We start from the raw sequence: 21,561 nt of genomic DNA on the forward strand, positions 1-21,561 counted from the left end.
CTCCTATGGGACGTGTGGGACAGGTGAGACCCCGGAAGGCGTAGCCTGAGGAGGCTCACCGCCCGCCCCATGGAAAGCGAACCTTTTCCCGGAGCCCCTAGCATCACACAAACATCTCGAAGCTGAGTCTTCCACAAACGGGAGCTTTCGTTGAATAAGCCGAATATAAAAATGAGAAACTTCCATAAAATTGGTAGTTCTTTTTTTGCAGTAATAGCAACATTAAACTTTAACAGAGCCTTTCGAAAAGCAATCCTACTTACTGAAAGCTCCCTTTCGAGAGGTTTTGAGTGGTGATGACTCGCTCCCTTAAACACACATCCCCCTCACATAACAAGACCTTCTCCAAAAAAGACGAGCCCTACCCTTGCACTTTTCTTCATACACTATTAAAGTATATAATGGTTCAAATCCTGCCGAAATGGTAATGGATAAGAGAAAAGCATCAATAAAAGAGCCATCCAACGATTTTCTTAAAGAAAGGGTTCCGATATATATGAAAGAAAATTTCTGGCACGAGTTGCCGAAACCGTTTTTTGTCCTGGCACCGATGGAAGCTGTGACTGACGTCGTGTTCCGTCACGTCGTGAGTGAAGCGGCAAGGCCTGACGTGTTTTTCACAGAGTTCACGAATACGGAAAGCTACTGCCATCCGGATGGAAAAAGCAGTGTCCGTGGCCGTCTGACCTTCACGGAGGATGAACAGCCGATTGTCGCCCATATTTGGGGAGACAAACCCGAGAACTTCCGTCAGATGAGTATCGGGATGGCCGAAATGGGCTACAAGGGGATCGATATCAATATGGGCTGCCCGGCTCCGAACGTGGCAACGAAAGGAAAAGGATGCGGACTGATTCGCCGTCCGGATGTAGCTGCGGAAATCATCCAGGCATCGAAAGCCGGCGGCCTGCCCGTCAGCGTGAAGACCCGCCTCGGCTATACGGAAGTGGACGAATGGCGCACGTGGCTCAAACACCTTCTGGAACAGGATATCGTCAACCTTTCCATCCACCTTCGTACGAAGAAGGAAATGAGTAACGTGGATGCACACTGGGAGCTGATCCCTGAGATCAAGAAACTCCGTGACGAAATTGCGCCAGACACCCTTCTCACAATCAACGGAGACATTCCTGACCGTCAAAAAGGTCTGGAGCTCGTCGAGAAATACGGCGTAGACGGTGTAATGATCGGACGTGGGGTCTTCCACAACCCGTTCTGCTTCGAAACCGAGAAGAAAGAGCATACGAGTGAAGAACTACTCGACCTTCTGCGTCTGCAGCTCGATCTTCACGATAAGTATTCTGCGGAACTTGAACCGCGTCTTTTCAAACCGCTCCGCCGCTTCTTCAAGATTTATGTACGCGGATTCCGCGGTGCCGGTGAGCTCAGAAACCAGCTGATGAACACAGAATCGACTGACGAAGTCCGTGCCCTGCTTGATGAGTTCACGGAAAATGCTGGCGTGCATGAAGAGAAAAGTTTTTCCATTACTAAATAACATTTTTCAAGGAGAGAAAAGCCTCGACGCTTTTCTCTCTTTTTTATTTAGCTCTTTTAAAGTAATGTACTGTTAATGTTTGTTGTTGATTTTCTATATACCGGATACAGATATAATTAATATGATAGTTCGTTACTTAAATAAGTCATTTCGAAAGACTGATTAAGCAAGGGCGGAGGGAAACAGTGAGACTCCTAAGGGACGAGTGGGACAGGTGAGACCCCGGAAGGCGGATCCTGAGGAGGCACAGCGCCCGCCCCATGGAAAGCGAACCTTTTCCTGGAGCCCTAAACCTATACAGACATCTCGAATTGATTTTCATATTGAAGATAATAACAATAAACGTTCACAGAGCCTATGATAAAAAATAAAAGCATGGATCCCATCCATGCTTTTCCCTGCAGTATTAAGCTTCGAGCCCTGTGTATTGCACATCTCCATACACACGCCCCAATGATGTATGTAGACGCTTGGAAATACTCTCCGCCTTTTCCAACGACGTGTCGGTTTTAACGACGATCGTTTGGAAGTTTTTCTTCATACTTTTATTCGGCCATACGTTTACGAATACGTCATATAACGAGTCGTCTTCCTCGGTCGCCTGCAAGTAAGAGATTGTGATGTAGTTCCCGCCGATTTCTTCTATTTTTTGTTTAATTTGATTGTAGTCCATAGGTTTCACCTCTCATAATAATTAATCTTTTGCTTAAGAAGCCAAAGAACGCCATACCTACTATACATGAAATTGAGATAGGAAGATAGTAAGTTTTTGACCTATTATAGGAAGTTATCCTAAGACAAATGCTTTCGCCTTCTCTTTCCGTCCCGTTCCTGCCGGGGATGACACAGGCTACAGACGAACTCCAATATTTATGATCATTTAATTTTTGTTTTCTTCGCATGGAGGAAAGCTTCAATTTTCTCCTGGTAATGGCGTTTGAATGATGAAAGTTCCTCAGCAGTTATCGAAACGTCATCCCCCCGTCTCCGTTTCAATACTTTTTCCACCGTTTTTGAGAAAGGGGAACTCAACGCCCACTGCCCGGCTTCATCCTTTGAGTAGATGCGTTCGTCCTCCATATAATAATAGACCCGGAGGATGTTCAACACACCATAAACCGGGTCGTTCTCTATATGTTCCAGACAATCCTCATAATCACCAATAATCGAATCCACATAGTCCCGCTTCGGAACAACTGGGAATACTTCACCGACCGGCTTTCCGAACAACACGCACCCGCTGTGATGGATGATGGTCACATGAGCAGCTAAGTCTGGATCTTTCCGTACTTCCCCGTTGGAAAAGGAAGATTCGCCGGCGAGGAAACGATTTCTCCATTCTTCGCTATAGTGGTAATCGAACGGGCACGGGTGCTGCCATTCGTCGATTACGCGGCGGTTCAGTACAGAAATTTCAATCGGATAAGGAGAGTCCGACCGCTCGAGCAGAAAGTCGGTCAGTTGGACAGCATCCAGCCGGGACATCGGCCTTTCCGTCACGACAATCAAATCGACATCACTTTTTTCGGGAACGAACCCGCCTAATACAAGTGAACCATGCAGGTACACGCCTGTTAAATTTTCACCGAATATTTCATAAAACTTCTCCGTACATCCTACGAGAAAAGAATCGACCATAAATCCACCCTCCTATACCCTTTGAAGATGAGTGTTTTTGAAACCGGTCGGATATTTCAACCCATATCCGATCATCCTGTCCATCCCGTTATGCGCCATCCAGATCAAGCTGATCATTAAGAGCCCATCCACCGATGTCAGGAGGGCAGTCAAAATGAGCAATAACGGCAGCACATAACTATGTGAAAGGTTATAGATAACCGCTCCTGCTTTTTCATTGACGAGGTATCCGAGCATGGAAATGTCGAAAACCAATAACAGGAATACGAAAGCGAGCCAGCTGAAGTCATTTTGCTGGTAGAAATATAGACTTCCGATGAATACTACGGCCCCTTCCAAGTGAAGGAAAATCCTCGTCACTTCAATCCCTCCCATTTACGACAAACGATACCAATCATCGATTTGCATCCTTTTTTTAAGGCTCTGTTAAAGTTTAGTGTTGATAGTACTGCAATAAGGAAATTCCAATTTTATATTTGGCTTATTCAACGAAAGCTCCCTTTTCTTGAAGACTCTGCTTAGAGATGTTTGTGTGATTCTAGGGGCTCCGGGAAAAGGTTCGCTTTCCATGGGGCGGGCGGTGAGCCTCCTCAGGCTACGCCTTCCGGGGTCTCACCTGTCCCACACGTCCCATAGGAGTCTCACCGTTTCCCTCCGCCCCCTTTCCCTTATAAGTGTCTCGAAGCCACTTTAAAAAGGGTGAGCTTCAATGGTTGAGGTTCGAACATCTGTATGGATTCGTAAGTTTCCAATTCTTCTCCCATAGGCGGGCAGATCGTGCGTAGTATCAAGCATTTGCGTATGCTAAACGTTCATGTGGTAGAGATTATATCATTCCCTTCTCTTACCCATACAAGCTGATTTTTTAAGTAGTGGTTTCGAGACACTTATATGGCAAAGGGGCGGAGGGGAATGGCGAGACTCCTGCGGGAAGAGAGTGCTTGGTGAGACCCCACAGGACGTAGGCCGAGGAGGCTCACCGCGCTTCCGCGGAAAGCGAGCTATTCCCCATAGCCCCCCATCCACTCAACAAAAGTCTCGAAACGGAGTCTTCAACAATCCTGCCCTATGGTTACATCGTGAAAGGAGATCATCTAAAGGTTTCGACACTTGGAAATAAATTCCTTTGTACCATCCTATCATTCATTGTCACTTCGATCCGTTGATGCAAATATCAACACAGAACTTTAACAGAGCCTTTTTTAAAAAACTTGTATATCCAACATATCATTTTTTATCGGTCAAAAGTTCAAATATTAAAAAAACTTAACAAAATGTTTAGGTTTATGCTTTTGTTTCATCATCAAGAATCCTTCGATCGAATGGTTCGAATCCCTTATTAAAGATAACCATTCCTATCTAACTTCCGTACAGACTTTGAAGAGGGTTATGGAGAAACGTGAAACTTTAAGGCTTTTCTATACGTATGTTCATAGTAAATGAAAGCTGAATTCCCTTCCTCGGCAGTGGGAGGTTATGTAGGCATTTCTTAGTCTCCACCCCCATTTTGTGGTATTCTTGAAGTAGTCATAAAATCAGTTGTCATGGGAAATGGAAAGATGAAAAAGGGGCTGAAGAAGCATGGAAAACCTCTACTCTTCTACGCTTGAAAACTTAGAACGCACATTCATGCCACATACCGCTGAATATCAGCGCTACATCGATTTCCAGACGATGAGGGATATGAAACAGGTCATCAAAGGGAAACGCCCCGTCTATTTCGATTTGGATATCAAGCAGTTGGGCGAGATGGACATGCGATACATTCTGGATGGATACTGGCACGGCGTCTTTTTCACCGCCATCCTTCCTAAATCCTCTACGTTCCGGGGCACGATTGAAATGTACGGGAAGCCGCCGCAAGTACTCATCGGCCGGTTTGAACTCGGAAAAGGACAAGTGTTCTACCCGACGTATTTGAAAGATGAGTTTACGAGACGAAAAGGCCTCGGTGACACGCTGCGAACGTTTTCGAAGCTCCTCTTCACCCATCTCGATACGTATGTCGAGCATATGGAAGTGTCCGTGAAGGCACTGACCTTCGAAACTTCTCAGCAAGAGATTTTCGAAAGCTGGGACTTCCCTTATCTCGCACACCATCCGGATCTCCATAAGCAATGGACGTCTCTGATGAAGCGTACCGAGGTCCAATTCCTGCGGATGGAAGAACTCGACATCGAAGAACAGTACGCCCTTGAGACGATGGTGGAAAAGGACGTCCCCGGCTATATCGAATCCTTCCAGCAGTTGTCGGATGAAAATAAAGAAATCCGGAAAGATGAACTGCTCGAAACGATGCATGACCTGGACCAGTTCATTGAAAGACTCGAGCAGAAAGAAGAAGAAACCCGCACGCAGAATTACGCGAGAAGCAAAGGCATCATCGCCTCGAAGTATAATAAAGAAGACGAGAACTACCTGCTCCGCAAGTAAAACAACGTTGCCATTCCGCACCAATGGCAGACAGGAGGTATGAACATGACCCATCATTCTTTACCGAAAGACAAGGAAGCTGAAATGAACCACCAGGACCTGCGAGAAGCCATGACCCTCATCGAGAAAGAAGACATCGACCGCCTCAACGAAGAGGCGGAAGTCTATGCCGGGAGGTTTGATGCAACTAAGGACGACTCTCTTTCTGAAGTGATGAAAGAACTCGGCGACCTCGGGGAAAAAGAACAACGCTCCGCCGGCGAGACGATGGAAACACTCAAACGTCCGGTCAATGACCTGATGAGCAAAGGCAACAACGACATCCCAGATACACTGAAAGAACTCGAAACGATCGTCTCGGACCTCGATCCGAAACGGACCGAAGGCAACGGCGTGCAGCGATTTTTCTATAAATTGAGCAAAAAACAGCCGATCGACCGCTACATGAAAAAGTACGAAACCGTCGACTCGAAGATTGAAACCGTCGTCCGCAGCCTGCTGGCAGGGAAAGACCGCCTCGAAGAAGACAGCGTCGAACTGCAGCTTATCAAAGAGAACGCCCGGAAACGTATTTACGATCTGGACAAGCAGATCTACCTTGGCAAGAAGCTGTTCGAACTGCTGAAAGAAAAAGAAGCGACAGGCGAATACGACCTGGCGCTCCTGACCGAAGGAAAAGAGAAGATCATCACACGAACGAGAAACATGACGCAAATGAAAAGCGTCATGCACCAAAGCATCGCATCTGTCGATATCATCAAGAAAAACAACGAAAAGCTGAAAGAATCCATCCGCAATGCAGTCACCCTTACCAAAAACATCATCACCGTCTCCGCTTCGATCCAGCTCGCTTTGAATAATCAGCGGAAAGTGATCGATACGGTGAACGGCGTCAATAAAGCGACCGAAGAGATGCTGCTGTCGAACTCAAGAAACCTGAAGCAGAATGCTGAAGAAACGACAGAAATGATGGAGAACCCGGCCATCAGTATGGAAGCCCTTCAAGAATCGTTTGATAACGTGTTTGAAGCCTTGAAAACGACAGAAGAATCATCGGAGCGGATCATCACTTCGAGTGAACAGTTCATTGAAGAGATGGATACGTTGAATGAAAATGTCCGCAAGAAGTTATCACAGACGGGTAGTTATAAACAAAGAGCGCTTCGTGACTGAAGCGCTCCTTTTTTATGTGGTGATCTCCATGTGACGTACAGACTCTCATTATCCTACCCCAGCCCATCACAACCCCACTTGACTAGCTGCGTATGCTGCATGTTCTTTGCTAAACCCTTCGAAAATCAATTGATCAATCAGGCCCTGTCTTGAAAACGCCATGAAATCAAGGTATTCCTCCGCCTTGATCACCGCCTGTTCCTGCCAATCCACCGAAATATTTTCTGTACCATAAGTGGCGTCTTCTGTGCTGAATCCCTCAAACTCCAATTGATCGATCAAACCGGATTTAGAGAATGCCATGAAATTAATATAATGCTCAGCCATAGCAACCGCCTGTTTTTGAGAACCGGTTACGCTGTCTTCTTCGGCTTTACGCTCTGCCTCTTCCTTTGCTTTCCGTTCGGCTTCCTCTTCAGCCTTTCGCTCCTCTTCTTCTTTCTTCTTCTGTTCCTCAGCCTCTTTGGCTTCCTGTTCTTTTTGCGCTTGTTCTTTAGCTTCCCGTTCCTCTTGTTCTTTCTGTGCTTGTTCTTGTGCTTCTCGTTCTTCCTCATCTTTCTGCGCTTGTTCCTTCGCTTCCTGTTCTTCCTTTTCTTTTTCTGCTTGTTCCCTAGCCTCTCGCTCTTGATCTTCCTCTTTCTGTTTTGCCGTTGCTTCAGCTTCTTGTTCCTCTACGGAGGCATTAGCTTTCGCCTCGTCCGTACCCGTGTCATCCTCACTGATCGTTCCCACGATAATGGCAAAGAGTAGCAAGGCGACAAAACAGCCCCCTGATTTCAGGAAGTTATGCAGCCTGTTCCCCTTCCCTTTCACGAAGGCGAGAATGAAAAAGGCGACCATCCCAAATAAAGCTGTAACCATTAAAATACCCAGGAAAGTAAGTAAAGCTCCATCCTCAGAGCCAAAAATCGCAGCAAGGACTAAAAGGGCATACAGACATCCTCCTGCTTTTAGAAAGTTCCTGCTCCTGTAATCCTTTCCTTTTACAAAGGCAAAAACAAAAAAGACGATCATCCCGGCTAAGGCGGCTGACATTAAAATCAGTAAAAATGCGTCCACAGATAACCTCCTCGGATTTTTTATCACATCTCCTTCAAGTATATTAATAATATAGTGATACTTTCCTTTTTCATTTGGGTTATGTGAACGTTTGTATTGGGACCCCATTTCATAAGCTGAACCAAAACAAAGAGCGCTTCATCATTGAAGCGCTCTTTTATACATTTGAAGGCACTCAGCCGAAGTACCGGTGATAAAGCGTCTTTGCTTCTGCCTCATCCTGCGTCCCATGGATCAACGCACGCCCGTCCTTAAAGAGAACCATCCGCCTGTCTTCCGTTGCAAAGGAAACGAGGTATGGGTTCTGCTCCACAACGCCCTCCTGCCTGGATAGCGTAGCAGCGACCTCTTCTAAGTTCCACTCCCTGTTCAAGGGCGGACGGATTTGGACGGAATCACGCCCGCACAAAACGGCTGTTTTCATCTGATGACTGTAGGCTAAAAATGGATAAGAAGGCGTCTCTCCACATGACGCGCAGTTTTCCTTTTTCATCTTTGATACGTTGATGGATGTATGTTGATTCTGCCACAGGTCAAAAGAAACGAGCTTCCGGCTGACGGCCGGCCAATCTTCTACGAGTATTTTCATCGCCTCCACCGTCTGATACGCGACGACCATCTGCACCGCTGGACTGATAATCCCAGCCGTATCACAGGTCACTCCGCCACGAGGTACTTGGTCAAGCAGACAATTCAAACAGGGAGTCTCTCCTGGGAGGATGGTATAGCTGATGCCATAACTGCTCACGCATGCCCCGTAAATCCACGGAATCTGATATTTTTGCGAAAGGTCGTTCATCATCATTCTCGCATCAAAGTTATCAGTCGCATCGATCATGAGATCGACGTCATTCAGCAAAGGCTCCAGTTCTTCAGGAGTCGCGTCCATGACGTAGGCATCGACTTGTACTTCCCGGTTCACGTCAGACAAGCGTTGTTTCGCAGCGACTGCTTTCGGTAGACGTTCTTCGGCCTCCCGTTCCGTGTACAATTGCTGTCTTTGAAGATTGCTCCACTCCACATAGTCGCGGTCGATCAGCGTTAACCGTCCGATGCCTGCCCGCACGAGTGCTTCAGCATTGCCTGTCCCAAGAGCGCCTGCTCCGAGAAGCAGCACATGCTTAGCTCTAATTTTCTTCTGGCCATCATCTCCAATGGGAGTAAAAAGCGTTTGTCTGGAATAGCGTTCCTTCATGTCCGGCTCATTCCCTCCACCGGGCTGCTTGCTGTAGCATAGCGCTTCTTCGGAATTCTGCCTGCTTCATACCCGAGGCGTCCAGCTTCAATCGCCAGCTTCATCGCTCCGGCCATTTTCACCGGGTCTTCTGCCGCTGAGACAGCGGTATTCAATAACACACCATCGGCGCCAAGCTCCATCGCCTTGGCAGCATCTGCCGGTGATCCGATCCCGGCATCGACAATCACAGGTACGCGTGCCTGCTCGATAATGAACCGAAGATTCTCAGGGTTGATGATTCCTTGCCCGGAACCGATCGGAGATGCTCCCGGCATGACCGCGTGGGCCCCGAGCTCTTCCAGCCGGCGGGCAAGCACGACATCATCGGACGTATAAGGGAGGACCGTGAACCCTTCTCTTAACAGTTCTTCTGTTGCCTTCAGCGTTTCCACAGGGTCCGGCAGCAACGTCTTGTCACAGCCGATCACCTCGACTTTGATCATGTCGCAAAGCCCTGAAGCTCTCGCAAGTTTCGCATGCCTGACCGCTTCTTCTGCCGTTTTCGCCCCTGCCGTATTCGGAAGGAGCGTATATTTCTCGACATCCAGCTGTTCCAGAAAATTCGGCTGACTCGGTTCGAATATATTCATCCGCCTGACGGTAAAGGTCAGAATATCCGTTTCGGATACCTCCACGGCCTGTTTTTGTATATCAAAATTCGGATACTTCCCTGTCCCTAACAGTAAACGAGAGTGAAATGCCTGGGTACCGATCTTCAACATCTTATCCGCCTCCTACAAATTGTACAATTTCTATCGTATCTCCATCCTGGATCTCACAACCGGCTCGTGATTCTTTCTCGAGGATGTTGTCGTTCTGTTCAACGATCACTACTCTTTGATCGATTTGAAAATGAACCAGAAGCTCTCCGATCGTAGCGACCGTTTCCGGAACGGCCAGCCATTCCCCATTGATTCGCAGTTTCATAGGTTCACTCCTTTACGTGTTCGATTTCCAGTGGTCAGCCATTCTCCAGGAACGGGATGGCCTTCGATCAGGTCTGCCATCACTTTCCCTGTAATCGGTGACAATAAAATGCCATTGCGGTAATGGCCGGCCGCGATAAAAAGTCCGGGAAATTCCGGGTGCGGTCCCAAATAAGGCATCCCCGCTGCTGTTTGAGGGCGCAGACCGCTCCACGCTGTCTCCCATTCCGCCAAAGCGATTTCAGGCACGAGCTGGACCGCCTCTTTCAACAAGGGAAGTAACCCGCCCAAGGTTACCGTTTCATCAAAGGTGCCAGGCTTTTCGGTCGCTCCGACCACCAGACGACCTCCTGCTTTCGGAACGATGTAACACCCTTTGGAAAAGAGCGTCCCTTGAATGAGCCGGCGCTTCGTTTTCACGGAAAAGCATTCCCCTTTAACCGGATACATCTCCATCCCGGATGCCTCATCTCCAAGCAGATCCTCACTCCAGGCCCCGCAGGCGACGACGACATGATCAGCGTTCATGTCCCCGCGGGTTGTTCTCACGCCTGTGACCTGCTCTCCCTTTTTGATCAAGCTGTGAACATCGGTGTACTCGAAAAGTTCTGCCCCTCGTTCGACCGCTGACAAAGCAAGAGCCTTCGATAAATCGGGGGCGGACACTTGACCGTCATGCGGAAGAAGCAACGCGCCACTCAGCTGGGAAGACACCGCCGGCTCTTCCCTTTGCCATTCTTCAGGCTCCATCCATACCGCTTCTTCCCCGCGCCTTCTTTGAACTTCCCCAAACGCGATCAGCTCTTCTTTTTCCTCGTCGTTGAGAGCCACTTTATAAATGCCGTTCTGCTGGTAGCCAATATCCATACCGCTATACGCTTTTAATTCTTCAGAAAGCTCCGGGAACATCTTTCTGCTTGCTGTAGCAAAGGAATCCAACGAATCGTTCCCGTCTTTCCATTCCGACTGAGCCCCAAGCATGCCAGCGGCCGCTGAAGAAGCTTTGCCGGCGACCGTCCCGCGATCGAGAAGAAGCACACGGCGCCCGCGCTTGGCCAAATGATAGGCAATGCTGCTGCCGATCACGCCAGCACCGACAACGATCGTTTCATAATGCGTATTCATAACATCCTCCCTCCATCGATTTCTTTTCGATAAGCTCGTACCGTTTTCACAGGGTCCTCCGCCTGCAATATGCCTGACATCACGGCGATGCCCCGAGCTCCCGTACGAATGACATCACCGGCCCGCTCGGGGGTGATCCCGCCGATGCCGATGACCGGACCTTTCACATGCCGAATGATTTCACGGAGCGACTCCAACCCTTCCCCTGCTTTTCCCGGCTTTGACGAAGTAGGATAGAGATTCCCATAAAGAAGGAAATCCGCGCCTTCTTCGTCTGCCTCCATGGCCTCTGGTAAAGAATGAACGGATTTTCCGACTTTCAATGCTGGAAAATGGTGCTTCACTTCCGATACAGGCAGGCTATGACCAGTCAACTGAACCCAGGCACTTTTTGAAGCCTTGGCTACATCCACCCGGTCATTGATGATGATGCGATCCAACGGAAATCCGGCATCCGTCAACTGCTGAACGCCAGTGAAAACTTCCGCAGCGGAGCGGTGCTTTTCCCGAATGTGGAGAAAATCGACCTCCTGCTGGACCACCGTCACCTTCTCCGTCAGCTCAGCAAACGACTGCCTTCCTGTTGAAATCAAGTGAATGGAAGGTCTCACGGTTTATTCGCCCTGGCCTGCCACAATAGAAGCTCTCATATCAAACGGCCATTCTTCCATGACATAAGCCATCTCCCAAAACATGTATTCATACTGACTGCTGATCACGAACAACTCCTTCATCCGCTCACGGTCCGCTTCCGATTTCATTTCCGCGAGATCATCCAACCGATCGATCTGCTCTTCTACAAGCGTCCGAAACCAATCTCCGCCATAGGTGACAATCCACTCCTGATAAATCGGTTCCTCCGGCTGATGATCTTTCAAGTGCTCCCCAACTTCATAATAAAGCCAGTAGCATGGAAGAATCGTAGCGATGATCTCTCCCAAGTCCCCGTGGTAGGCGCCGCGGTACATATGGGAGGCGTACGCATACGCCGTTGGAGAAGGCGTGAACTGCTTCCGTTCCTCGTCTGTGATCCCAAGTCTTTCAGAAAAGTTCTCATGAAGCTCCATCTCCGCTTCATACGTCCCTTGAGCATGAGAAGCCATACTGGCCATCGTCTTCATGTCTTCGGATTTAGCTGCCCCCATCGCCTGCACTCTCGAAAAATGGGATAGATAATACGAATCCTGAAGCACGTAGTAGTGGAACTGGTCGAGGGATAACGTCCCGTCTCCGATCCCTTTGACGAACGGATGGTTGAAACTCGCTTCCCAAATCGGATCCACCGCTTTACGAATCTCCTGTGAAAATTTCATGATCATTCTCTCCTTTTCCCGACGATCCACGGGCAAGGAAACAAGAAATAAGACGCACACACTCTCTGCCTCTATTTCCAGCCATTAAAAAAACCCCTTTCTTTATGGACGTAAAGAAAGGGGTTTCAGGTGTAATATTGATATGTAGCTTAAGATACACGCTAACCGCCACTTCCCTACGCTGGTCTCAACCAGATCAGGTTCCAAGAGTCTTAAAGCTACACTTTAATCTCAGCCTTATGAGAAGGCACCCCTAGTGGATCGTCTATGATTTTTTGATTTCAATGATATCGTAACATGTTCTAGATCAATGTCAAAACATTCCTCGATAACTATGAAACTATCGATGTAACGTTTTTGAGTATCTAACCTTTCATAGAAAAGATGGTAAAGAGCGCTTCGTGACTGAAGCGCTCTATTGTATGGACCGATTTTGAAAGGTTACTATACGGTAGTTAATCCAGACCTGAAAGTGAAATTCTATACAGCTTGTCATCATTCTCCTGTGGATTTCCACGACCATCTGTATTATTACTAATGAAATAAAGATTGTTATCCTCAATCTGTACATCCCGAATCCTTCCAAGACCAGTGATCACTTCACGATATTCACCTGTTTCGAGATTAAATTCTAACACGGCAGACCCTCTTAATGCTGCAACATAAAGTTTTCCTTCATAATTGTCCATTCCAGATGGTGCCCAGGTGGAGTTATCACCAGAAGTGAATAGAGGCGAAACCATTCCCTCTTGTTCTTCAGAGCCTTCGATGACCGGCCAACCGTAATTTTGACCCGCTTCAATCAAATTAATCTCATCGTTTGCATGATCCCCATGTTCACTTGCATACATCGTACCATCCGATAACCAAGTCATCCCTTGAGGGTTACGGTGTCCAAGGCTATAAACATAGGAATCCTCAAATGGATTATCATCCGGGATCGTTCCATCTACGTTCATTCTTAAAATTTTCCCACCTAATGAATCCAGGTCTTGGGCTATTTCAGGATCAGAAGCATCCCCAGCCGTAGCGTAGAGTTTTTCATCAGGACCGATTTTAAGTCTTCCTCCATGATGGTACGTACCGCTGGGGATTCCATCAAGAAGCAGATCCTCTTCTCTCCATCCACGATCTTCCAACCGAAGCGTTACGATCCGATTCAATTGTTCTTCACCATCTTCATAGGTGTAATAGGCATAGGCAAGGTTCGATTCGGAAAAGTCAGGAGAAAGAACAAAGCCAAGCAACCCTGCCTCGGAAGCTGTGGATACCTCTTCTTCAAGCTCTACGCTCTGCCTCTCTACTTCACCATCTTCTACTTTGACAATGTTCCCTGATCTTTCTGTTAAATAAAAAGTGTCTTCCATTTTTTCGATGGACCATGGGACTTTCAGATTATCTGCTATAACTTCTAAACCTTCAGCAGGTCGTGGCGATTCTTCCTGTTTATTACCATCCGAATTATCAGAGCAACCTGTTATTAAAAAGAAGGCCGTAATTGATAACGCTAAGAGTTTTTTCAACTTTAAATATTCCTCCTTTTTCAATCTTCTTGGAAGCAATAAATCACGAGGAGCGCACTGGTGAGATTCTCTATTCCTTCTGACGTAAAAGTGATGTTCCTTTGGAAACAAAACCTTCCATAATATCATCTGGAACCAAACTGCCCCCTGTTGCCCAAACCAGATGGGTAGCCTGACTCAAACTTGAGCCATACATGTGTTCTAACTGTTGTTGAATATCAATGGAAGCAGGCCCGTACATGCCTGCAAGTGCCGATGGCTCGAGAGAAATACCTTCTGAATCATGCAAAAGGGCTAATAGCTTGTACAAGTTTTCATCGTTGATCGTATATATGCCGTTCACCATATTTTTTACCAGCCGGCCAGCCAAAGCTGATGGTCGTCCAACAGCTAATCCATCCGCTTCCGTCTTATTATCAAGCCCGATATCCTGAACAGAAATGTTCTCATGTTTTCCTGTAGCTAAACCAAGCATCATGCAAGGAGAGTTGGTCGGCTCTGCAAAATAACAGTGCACATGATCCCCGAAAACATACTTCAGTCCATAAGTGATCCCCGCAGGGCCTCCGCCTACCCCGCAAGGTAAATAAACCACCAGGGGGTTGTCCGCATCAACCGTAATATTCTCCTGTTTTAATTGCTCATTAAGGCTCAAAGCAGCCACGGCATAGCCTAAAAATAAATCCTTGGAATTTTCGTCATCTATAAAATAACAGTTCTTTTGCTCCTGGCATTGTCTCCGTCCTTCGTTTACGGCAAAAGAAAAATCCTCATCATGCTCCACCACCACTACACCTTTATCCCTGAGTAACTCTTTCTTCCATTCTTTCGCGTCCAAGGACATATGAACCGTTACCTGAAAACCTAAAGCAGCACTCATTATGCCTATACTTAGAGCCAGATTACCTGTGGATCCTACAGCTATTGAAAAGTTGGAATAAAATTGTTTAAATTCAGGATTGGCTAATTTAGAATAGTCGTCATCTTTTGTAAGCTTTCCATGTTTTATCGCCAGCCCTTCCGCGTATTTTAATACTTCATAAATACCTCCACGCGCTTTTATGGACCCAGCTATCGGAAGATCATGATCGCACTTTACATACAAATGGCCAGGAATAGATTGGTGAAATCGCTTTTCCAATTTCTGTTTCATAGAAGGGAGGCCGCGAATGGGAGATTCAATGATTCCGTTCATGTTGTTGGTTTCTGGAAATACTTTAGCTAAATATGGAGCAAACCTTTGAAGGAGAATTTCTGCTTCGTGAATGTCTTCAGTGGGGATAGGCAGATCTTTTTCCACCGTGTAATAAGGTTTAAGTGATTCATTCGACCAAAACGTTTCTTTCTTGTTTTTTAACTGCTCAAACAATTCTTCTTTGCTCCTATAAGTACTTTCAGGACTCATAAAATCCTCCTTTAGTTCATTTATAATCAAGGTAACATATAGAGAATATTTAACATGCTTAACTATTAAATGCTGTTCATGAAATTAAATTATAACTGGGTCAAAAGAGCGGGTACTATATCTTCTCCAATTCCTAATGTTCATACGAACCCCAACAATTGTCTGACTTCTCCGCCGACTATGTATGGAAAAAATCCTGTAATTTCCAGCAAGCAAACTAATATGGCCAGCAACTTTATAGCTAGAACGAAACTTTTAGCGTGGTGCATCGTTTTCTTTAGTTAATGTGTATCTTTTCTTTCTTCTTCTCCATCTTCTTCCACTGGTAGTGTTGTATGAATCATAGCTACGATAAGCGCACAAGCAATAGATAAACCGAGAAACAAGAAAGGGCCTCCCTCATTCAGAAACATTTGTCTCACCTCAAATCCTTTATTCACAATATATATGTCACATGCCATTTGCATTTGAAGGTATTCCTACTCGCGACTTTTCTCATTAGTCAGGTGAAGAGTTGAAGTGAAAGTTTTAGGACAGGCAATATGATGTAACAGTGGAAGCTCCCTTAGAAGTAGCTCTAGCAATCCCAACTCTTCTCCTCTTTTACATAACATTACAAGAGTTATAAAAAAAGTGCCTGTCCCCATCAAGTTACTACTTTAGCGCAGTGGGGCAGACAACCTCATTTATATCCTATTAAAAACTATCCAAAAATGAATCCAACTCATCCTCCGTTTTAAACTTAATTGAATAACCGTACTGAATGAGATTAGCTCCCTTATTCTGTTATTTGGAAAATTATGTAAAATCTGTACTATGTAGTTTCCTATTACTTCTCAAAATCGCTTTTTTCTCTACGATGTTTGGATTTAAAATAATATTAATTTCTTTATTCGGTACCAGGTATATCACTTCACTGGTGTCTTTATTTTGAAATTCATCTGCTTTACTTGTTTTCTTTGTAAGATTGAAATTGTTTTTAGTAAAAATACTACGAATGTTGTCCATCAGACTCTTCTCCCTTATTTTTCATTTATATATTTCTGAACATTTTTTATATTCGGTACTTATTCTAACATTATGACGAGGGTTCACATTCTATCATTATTTTTATCTATGTAAGTAAGAAGACTATCATCTACCTAAAGGACCTGACCTCCGCTATTGTCAGCGCACCCCCAAATCTCGCGGTGGGATCAGGGACCTCATCCGATCATTTCCTGATAAATCGGTTCTTCCGGCTGATAATCTTCCAAGTGCTCCCCGACTTCATAATCAAGCCAATAGCACGGAAGAATTGTGGCGATGATTTCTCCAAAAATCCCCATGATAGGCGCCACGGTGCTTATGGGACGCGTATGTATAATCCGTCAGAGAAGAAGTGAACTGGTTATGCCCCTCCTCGGTGATCCCAAGCTGTTTGGAAAAGTTCTCATGAAGCTCCATCTCTCCTATCCTTGAGCATGAGGAGCCATTTTAAATATAATTGGCAAAAAAAATCCTAGGAACTATAAATTAATGACTGGTAACTTTGAGCAAATTGCAACTGGGGTCAATAATACACAAATGATGAAACATTTTATGCAGACATGCTTCCCCTCATATAATAAAATTTTCATATGCAATGGGAGGGTACCCATAGCTTTATTGAATTTTTCAAAACCAGACATATTACTCCGAATAGTTCCATACTTGTAATGAATCTTGAGACATTTGTTTTTGTCTCTTCTCGATAGACTCGAAATCCCATTCATCTAATTTAATAATTTTTGATGGATAGTATAAACCTGATTCCTTGTAAACCTCTTTTTTTGTACTAAAATCATAATTTTTCGCTCTTTGGTTCAATTTTCTCTCTAGAATCAATAAATTTCCAACCCTATACTTAAAGTCGTTATAATCCTCAGAATTACGAACACTACTCCATTCATGCATTCTATTTTGTGCTTTAGATGGCCTTTTTGGCATTATATGTTCAATATGCTGATTAGGTCCATGGTTTAATGGCCTTATCCCGCTCCTTTTTTGCTTTTCAAGTTCATTTAAGATATAAAATCTGAGAGTATTATTTCTGGTAGAAAATAATTCAAAATTATTAACAAAAGTTAAATCCGGAGTAAGTCGACACATATAGTCAATCACATCTTGCAAATTTTGAATCGTCTTTACTTCCTCATCATTTTCACTAATATCCTCTAGAGGTACCGGGTTAAGTAGATATTTAGACATTAAACCAATTTCTTTTTCGAGGTCAGCTACAGTTCTATTTCCAATAGTAAAATAACGGAAACAAAATGTTATTAGAGAATCTAGCAACCTTTCAAATGAATAATGATCACCTTCGCCATATCTTATAGCCCCTGTAAGTAGTAAAGGATTATAGTATGTAATGTCTATCTTTTTAAACACTTGCAGTTTCTCTGATATTTCATTACTCCAAAATTGTGTTCCAATAAAGTTGATTCTCTCATACCATTCAGCTTCGCTTTCTTATTGAGTAAGGTACTCCAGTGGGGCCACTGAACCTTCTGCAGATATATAATCTGTAATTGTTTTAAATAAATCTATTGGTTTAACACTTCCATTTACTGAAGCATATTGAAATCTTATGTACTCAGTTAAGTTTTCATTTTCAATAGTATTTATTATGCTATCCTATTTAACCTTTATTTGTGACCTTCTATCCTCGTAACTTTCTCTTTTAAACAACTCATTCTTTATTAAGTCCAGACCCTGATAGATCCTTTCCCCTTTTATTTAGAGAACCAAAAATCACATAGGCCATTCCTCTATCCTCTACAATTATCTTCAAGAAAGACATATATCTATTTAGAACGGTCGCAAATCCAGTAAGTTTATTAACAAGATCATCTTGTTCCATCTTCTCAGGAAATTCCTTTTGTAGTTGATTTGATAAATAAACATAAGCATTACTTATTAGTCTTGCAGGCCTTCTAGTAGGAGGGTTGCTTGAGTAATATTGTTCTCTTTCTAATCTAGAATTGCAATGAAATAGATAGTATTAAAAAAAGGATCAATCTCACTATCGAGATGAAGGTATGGTTCAAATCCACTTAATCCATCTCCATATGAATATATGAATAAATACGACTTAAAGCATTAATTAAACTTACTTTTCTGTGCACATCTGTAATTCGATGCGCAATATCTACAAAGGCCCTCGAAAAAATTGTGATTGTTGTAATTCTTTGCTGACCATCTATAATTTCATAATCTCGGTCTTTATTAGTTAGTACAATGCGCCCTAAAAAATATGGTCTAAGGTTTGGACGCTCGACATAATCATTATTTTCATCTAAAGTATCTTTAACTACATTCTTAAAATCCACCCATAAGTCTTCAAGTTCAGCTTCTTCCCATGCGTAATTCCTTTGGTGATCAGGAAGAAATAATTTTCTATTCTCACCTATACCAAAGAATTCACTTACACGTACTGCATGAGGATCAAAGAAGTCTGTAATTCTAAATGTTCCACTCATATTTGCACTTCCCTTTCTGGGAATATATTTACTAATTATAAAAAGGTGAATGACTTTCATACTACAATATATAAAGCATCTATTCCTTCTAAATTAGTAAATTCAGTAAATTATGAGCAAAAGAGAGCTAATTTCACTTTATTCATGACATATACCAAAAAAAACACCCACTGTCTATGTTGATAAGCGTGGAGTTCCTAACTCAAATAAACTTGCTCCTATCGTTACGTTCGGTCATATAACATTCGCAATTTTTGCAGAAAACATTGAGGCAACCGAATATAAAAATGCACAGCCAATCTAAACGGAAATTATCATATTCATTAATTTAACAGCTAAATTAACAGAAGGAAATCCCCCTTTGGAACAATAGGGATTTATTTCCATTAGATATCTCTCTTTTTCCTCTATATCCCCATACATACGAAGACTGAAAACCCTCATTAATTACCATAGAAAGACGCTTATATGCTGAATGTCGATACCCACTCATTATTAATAGACCGATATAGAAGCAGAGTTTCTTCCACTTTGTGATAAAGGGATACCAGTGTAAGCAACGGTGCTAAAATCCCTAATAACGACGGTTTCAAATTCCCCAATAATAACAGATAATCATTTCTATACTAGATAAAGATTTGGAGTGTAGAAGTGATGATCAAGATTGGGGAATTCATAATGATTAGAGAATTATTTAAAAAAGGATGGTCAATCACAGCTATCTCTAACGAGACTGGCTTTGATCCAAAAACTATTAGGAAGTACATAAAATCTGAAGAATTACCAAGGATGAAAAAAGTACCTAGTAAAGGTAGTAAGCTAGATCCCTTCAAAGATTACTTAGAGAAACGCATGAAGGAAGGTACAACGAACTGCACCGTATTATTAGATGAGATTACATCTATGGGGTACGAGGGCAAAATGACAATCCTTCGGGATTTCATTCGGCCATATAGGGTTCGACCTAAAAAGCAAGCTACCATAAGGTACGAGACTCCTCCTGGTAAACAAGCTCAAATGGATTGGGGACACATTGGTAGGTTCACCGTTGATGGTGAAATTAAGGATATTTATGCTTTTGTGATTTTACTAAGTTATTCGCGGCTTAAATATGTAGAGTTTACAGACAGTATGGATTTAGAAACGTTAATGAAGTGCCATATGAACGCTTTCGCTTATTTCAATGGAGTCCCTGAGCAAATTTTATATGACAATATGAAAACTGCTGTTATCAGGCATAGCCCAGTCGAAATAAGATTCAATCGGAAGTTTGAAGAATTTTTAGCTTACTATGGAATTGTTCCAAAGGCATGTAAACCACACCGACCACAAACAAAGGGAAAAGTAGAAAATGTTGTTGGATACTTAAAGAAGAACTTTCTGCAACGCAAGCATGAACCTACGTTAAAAGCATTAAATGAAGATGTAAGAGTGTGGTTAGATCAAGTAGCAAACCGTAAGGTTCATTAGACAACGCTCGAATCACCTCATACTCGTTTCCAGCATGAACAAAAACATTTAATGACTTCAAATACGAAACCATTATTCCCTATTCATCATTGGGAAATTAGAAAAGTGAGTAAGGATTGCTTTGTTTCTTATCTCGGTAAGAGGTATTCAGTACCCTTTCGGTACGTTGGACAAGAATTGAAGATAAAAGAAACATTAGATCATCATTTAGAAATTTATGACCATTATGAATGTGTAGCTAAACACCCTATTATGACTGGAAAGGTAAGAGATCATATAAATCTTGAACATTATAAAGGACTGCAAACGACTACTGATGGTTTGCCGACCCACAGCCGTTTACAGTCCCCTGATATTGAAGTAGAACAACGTTCCCTTCAAATTTATGAGCAACTAGAAGGAGGTGATCAATCATGACCACAGACCTTTTAGTTGAACGCTTAGAAGAAATCGGTTGGCATTACACCGCCGATCAAATAGATGGTCTGCTTGAAGACGCATCTAAAAATAATGTACCATATTCGGACTTCTTAATCACGCTATTATCCCAGGAAATTGAACAAAAGGAAAAGGCAGCTTTAGATAAGCGTCTAAAGAAAGCGAAGCTTCCTTACATCAAGAGTATTCATGACTTCGACTTCAGTTTTCAACCTAGTATTGACGAACGAAGAGTGAAAGAAGTCTTATCGGGTAGATACATCCATAATGGAGATAACATCCTACTTCTAGGACCACCAGGAGTAGGGAAAACACATTTAGCCATTTCCATGGCTTTTGAAGCTATCACGAATGGACACCAAGCACTTTTTATCACAGCCAATGATTTTATAGCTGAGTGTCAAAAGGCAGAGAAACAAGGGTTAATCCAACGGATTATTAAAAGATATAGTCGACCAGAATTACTAATTATTGATGAATTAGGTTACTTCAGTTTCGATGAGCTAAGCGCGCGCGCACTTTTCCAAATCATATCAAGAAGATACGAACATGGAGCGATGATTATCACTTCAAATAAATCGTACGTTGAATGGGGTAAGATCTTTGGAGATGAAGTTTTAGCAACGGCCATACTGGATCGTCTAATCCATCATTCCACGACCTTTAATATTAAAGGAGACTCTTATCGTTTGAGGGAAAAGAAAAAGGCTGGCATACAGCCAGCCAAAATCCGCTGATAATAGGGAATTTGTTTCCGTTGAAAACAGGGAATTTTAAACCGTTGTTGACACCAGTTAAAAACAGTACATTACCACTTACATTT

At 43.7% G+C, this 21,561-nt stretch carries 19 protein-coding genes, 2 pseudogenes and 1 riboswitch; of the genes and pseudogenes, 5 read left to right on the top strand and 16 right to left on the bottom strand.

The window, feature by feature from the left end; genetic code table 11:
* Positions 1 to 496: 496 nt before the first annotated feature.
* A complete protein-coding gene (locus tag ACXADE_RS11035) occupies positions 497 to 1,498 on the top strand; it encodes a tRNA dihydrouridine synthase (protein ID WP_474980521.1) in 1,002 nt (333 codons plus the stop codon).
* Between the two features lie 406 nt (positions 1,499 to 1,904).
* Here the strand turns inward: ACXADE_RS11035 and ACXADE_RS11040 are convergent, their stop codons facing one another.
* The 3 genes from ACXADE_RS11040 to ACXADE_RS11050 form a co-directional block, all read right to left on the bottom strand.
* A complete protein-coding gene (locus ACXADE_RS11040) occupies positions 1,905 to 2,171 on the bottom strand; it encodes a hypothetical protein (RefSeq protein WP_474980522.1) in 267 nt (88 codons plus the stop codon).
* Positions 2,172 to 2,374: 203 nt separating this feature from the next.
* Complete coding sequence (locus tag ACXADE_RS11045; protein ID WP_474980523.1) at positions 2,375 to 3,136, bottom strand: aminoglycoside adenylyltransferase domain-containing protein; 762 nt, start codon at positions 3,134 to 3,136, stop codon at positions 2,375 to 2,377.
* 12 nt (positions 3,137 to 3,148) lie between these two features.
* Positions 3,149 to 3,496, bottom strand: coding sequence for a DUF4260 domain-containing protein (locus ACXADE_RS11050; protein ID WP_474980524.1), 348 nt, complete (start codon positions 3,494 to 3,496; stop codon positions 3,149 to 3,151).
* A 1,221-nt stretch (positions 3,497 to 4,717) separates the two neighbouring features.
* On the opposite strand from ACXADE_RS11050, the gene ACXADE_RS11055 reads away from it, so the two are divergent.
* Both ACXADE_RS11055 and ACXADE_RS11060 read left to right on the top strand, forming a co-directional pair.
* Positions 4,718 to 5,569 carry a hypothetical protein gene (locus tag ACXADE_RS11055; protein ID WP_474980525.1) on the top strand — a complete coding sequence of 284 codons (852 nt, stop codon included), beginning with the start codon at positions 4,718 to 4,720 and terminating at the stop codon, positions 5,567 to 5,569.
* 45 nt (positions 5,570 to 5,614) lie between these two features.
* Entirely contained in the window at positions 5,615 to 6,742 is a 1,128-nt protein-coding gene (locus ACXADE_RS11060; RefSeq protein ID WP_474980526.1) for a toxic anion resistance protein, read from the top strand.
* A gap of 66 nt (positions 6,743 to 6,808) precedes the next feature.
* On the opposite strand, the gene ACXADE_RS11065 is transcribed toward ACXADE_RS11060, so the two are convergent.
* The 13 genes and pseudogenes from ACXADE_RS11065 to ACXADE_RS11125 all read right to left on the bottom strand — a co-directional run bounded on the left by ACXADE_RS11065 (position 6,809) and on the right by ACXADE_RS11125 (position 18,830).
* Positions 6,809 to 7,801 carry an Ltp family lipoprotein gene (locus tag ACXADE_RS11065; protein WP_474980527.1) on the bottom strand — a complete coding sequence of 331 codons (993 nt, stop codon included), beginning with the start codon at positions 7,799 to 7,801 and terminating at the stop codon, positions 6,809 to 6,811.
* A gap of 175 nt (positions 7,802 to 7,976) precedes the next feature.
* Positions 7,977 to 8,996: a thiazole biosynthesis adenylyltransferase ThiF gene (locus ACXADE_RS11070; protein WP_474980528.1), complete on the bottom strand. Its 1,020-nt coding sequence runs from the start codon at positions 8,994 to 8,996 to the stop codon at positions 7,977 to 7,979.
* Positions 8,993 to 9,760 carry a thiazole synthase gene (locus tag ACXADE_RS11075; protein ID WP_474980529.1) on the bottom strand — a complete coding sequence of 256 codons (768 nt, stop codon included), beginning with the start codon at positions 9,758 to 9,760 and terminating at the stop codon, positions 8,993 to 8,995. The genes ACXADE_RS11070 and ACXADE_RS11075 overlap by 4 nt, the downstream gene beginning before the upstream one ends.
* A 1-nt stretch (position 9,761) precedes the next feature.
* On the bottom strand, positions 9,762 to 9,965 hold the full coding sequence (thiS, locus tag ACXADE_RS11080) for a sulfur carrier protein ThiS (protein ID WP_474980530.1): 204 nt from the start codon (positions 9,963 to 9,965) through the stop codon (positions 9,762 to 9,764).
* Positions 9,962 to 11,089 carry a glycine oxidase ThiO gene (gene thiO / locus ACXADE_RS11085; protein ID WP_474980531.1) on the bottom strand — a complete coding sequence of 376 codons (1,128 nt, stop codon included), beginning with the start codon at positions 11,087 to 11,089 and terminating at the stop codon, positions 9,962 to 9,964. The genes thiS and thiO overlap by 4 nt, the downstream gene beginning before the upstream one ends.
* Positions 11,086 to 11,700 carry a thiamine phosphate synthase gene (locus tag ACXADE_RS11090; protein WP_474980532.1) on the bottom strand — a complete coding sequence of 205 codons (615 nt, stop codon included), beginning with the start codon at positions 11,698 to 11,700 and terminating at the stop codon, positions 11,086 to 11,088. The genes thiO and ACXADE_RS11090 overlap by 4 nt, the downstream gene beginning before the upstream one ends.
* A 3-nt stretch (positions 11,701 to 11,703) precedes the next feature.
* Positions 11,704 to 12,402, bottom strand: coding sequence for a thiaminase II (tenA, locus tag ACXADE_RS11095; protein ID WP_474980533.1), 699 nt, complete (start codon positions 12,400 to 12,402; stop codon positions 11,704 to 11,706).
* A gap of 156 nt (positions 12,403 to 12,558) precedes the next feature.
* A riboswitch (TPP riboswitch) is annotated at positions 12,559 to 12,667 on the bottom strand.
* A 190-nt stretch (positions 12,668 to 12,857) separates the two neighbouring features.
* Entirely contained in the window at positions 12,858 to 13,925 is a 1,068-nt protein-coding gene (locus ACXADE_RS11100) for a PQQ-dependent sugar dehydrogenase (RefSeq protein WP_474980534.1), read from the bottom strand.
* A gap of 70 nt (positions 13,926 to 13,995) precedes the next feature.
* Positions 13,996 to 15,330 carry a D-serine ammonia-lyase gene (locus ACXADE_RS11105; protein ID WP_474980535.1) on the bottom strand — a complete coding sequence of 445 codons (1,335 nt, stop codon included), beginning with the start codon at positions 15,328 to 15,330 and terminating at the stop codon, positions 13,996 to 13,998.
* 798 nt (positions 15,331 to 16,128) lie between these two features.
* A complete protein-coding gene (locus ACXADE_RS11110; RefSeq protein WP_474980536.1) occupies positions 16,129 to 16,338 on the bottom strand; it encodes a hypothetical protein in 210 nt (69 codons plus the stop codon).
* Positions 16,339 to 16,541: 203 nt separating this feature from the next.
* A pseudogene (locus ACXADE_RS11115) lies at positions 16,542 to 16,779 on the bottom strand (thiaminase II/PqqC family protein); the annotation flags it as partial.
* Between the two features lie 222 nt (positions 16,780 to 17,001).
* A complete protein-coding gene (locus ACXADE_RS11120) occupies positions 17,002 to 17,739 on the bottom strand; it encodes an HNH endonuclease family protein (RefSeq protein ID WP_474980537.1) in 738 nt (245 codons plus the stop codon).
* 665 nt (positions 17,740 to 18,404) lie between these two features.
* Positions 18,405 to 18,830 (bottom strand): DUF262 domain-containing protein, encoded by a 426-nt coding sequence (locus ACXADE_RS11125; protein ID WP_474980538.1) that lies wholly within the window; start codon positions 18,828 to 18,830, stop codon positions 18,405 to 18,407.
* Positions 18,831 to 19,484: 654 nt separating this feature from the next.
* On the opposite strand from ACXADE_RS11125, the pseudogene istA reads away from it, so the two are divergent.
* Together istA and istB are read left to right on the top strand one after the other, a co-directional pair.
* Positions 19,485 to 20,717 (top strand): annotated as a pseudogene (gene istA / locus ACXADE_RS11130) (IS21 family transposase).
* A complete protein-coding gene (gene istB / locus ACXADE_RS11135) occupies positions 20,714 to 21,475 on the top strand; it encodes an IS21-like element helper ATPase IstB (RefSeq protein ID WP_474980539.1) in 762 nt (253 codons plus the stop codon). Before istA ends, istB begins: the two are co-directional and overlap by 4 nt.
* The last annotated feature ends 86 nt before the right edge of the window (positions 21,476 to 21,561 follow it).

Source organism: Halobacillus sp. ABR2_026 (genome assembly GCF_056158545.1).

Excerpts from the sequence above, each read along its gene's own strand:
- tenA (WP_474980533.1), bottom strand. The coding sequence starts at position 12,402 with ATGAAATTTTCACAGGAGATTCGTAAAGCGGTGGATCCGATTTGGGAA.
- ACXADE_RS11125 (WP_474980538.1), bottom strand. The coding sequence starts at position 18,830 with ATGAGTGGAACATTTAGAATTACAGACTTCTTTGATCCTCATGCAGTA.
- ACXADE_RS11105 (WP_474980535.1), bottom strand. The coding sequence starts at position 15,330 with ATGAGTCCTGAAAGTACTTATAGGAGCAAAGAAGAATTGTTTGAGCAG.
- ACXADE_RS11055 (WP_474980525.1), top strand. The coding sequence starts at position 4,718 with ATGGAAAACCTCTACTCTTCTACGCTTGAAAACTTAGAACGCACATTC.
- ACXADE_RS11060 (WP_474980526.1), top strand. The coding sequence starts at position 5,615 with ATGACCCATCATTCTTTACCGAAAGACAAGGAAGCTGAAATGAACCAC.
- ACXADE_RS11075 (WP_474980529.1), bottom strand. The coding sequence starts at position 9,760 with ATGTTGAAGATCGGTACCCAGGCATTTCACTCTCGTTTACTGTTAGGG.
- thiO (WP_474980531.1), bottom strand. The coding sequence starts at position 11,089 with ATGAATACGCATTATGAAACGATCGTTGTCGGTGCTGGCGTGATCGGC.
- ACXADE_RS11110 (WP_474980536.1), bottom strand. The coding sequence starts at position 16,338 with ATGGACAACATTCGTAGTATTTTTACTAAAAACAATTTCAATCTTACA.
- ACXADE_RS11035 (WP_474980521.1), top strand. The coding sequence starts at position 497 with ATGAAAGAAAATTTCTGGCACGAGTTGCCGAAACCGTTTTTTGTCCTG.
- thiS (WP_474980530.1), bottom strand. The coding sequence starts at position 9,965 with ATGAAACTGCGAATCAATGGGGAATGGCTGGCCGTTCCGGAAACGGTC.
- ACXADE_RS11040 (WP_474980522.1), bottom strand. The coding sequence starts at position 2,171 with ATGGACTACAATCAAATTAAACAAAAAATAGAAGAAATCGGCGGGAAC.
- ACXADE_RS11045 (WP_474980523.1), bottom strand. The coding sequence starts at position 3,136 with ATGGTCGATTCTTTTCTCGTAGGATGTACGGAGAAGTTTTATGAAATA.
- ACXADE_RS11070 (WP_474980528.1), bottom strand. The coding sequence starts at position 8,996 with ATGAAGGAACGCTATTCCAGACAAACGCTTTTTACTCCCATTGGAGAT.
- istB (WP_474980539.1), top strand. The coding sequence starts at position 20,714 with ATGACCACAGACCTTTTAGTTGAACGCTTAGAAGAAATCGGTTGGCAT.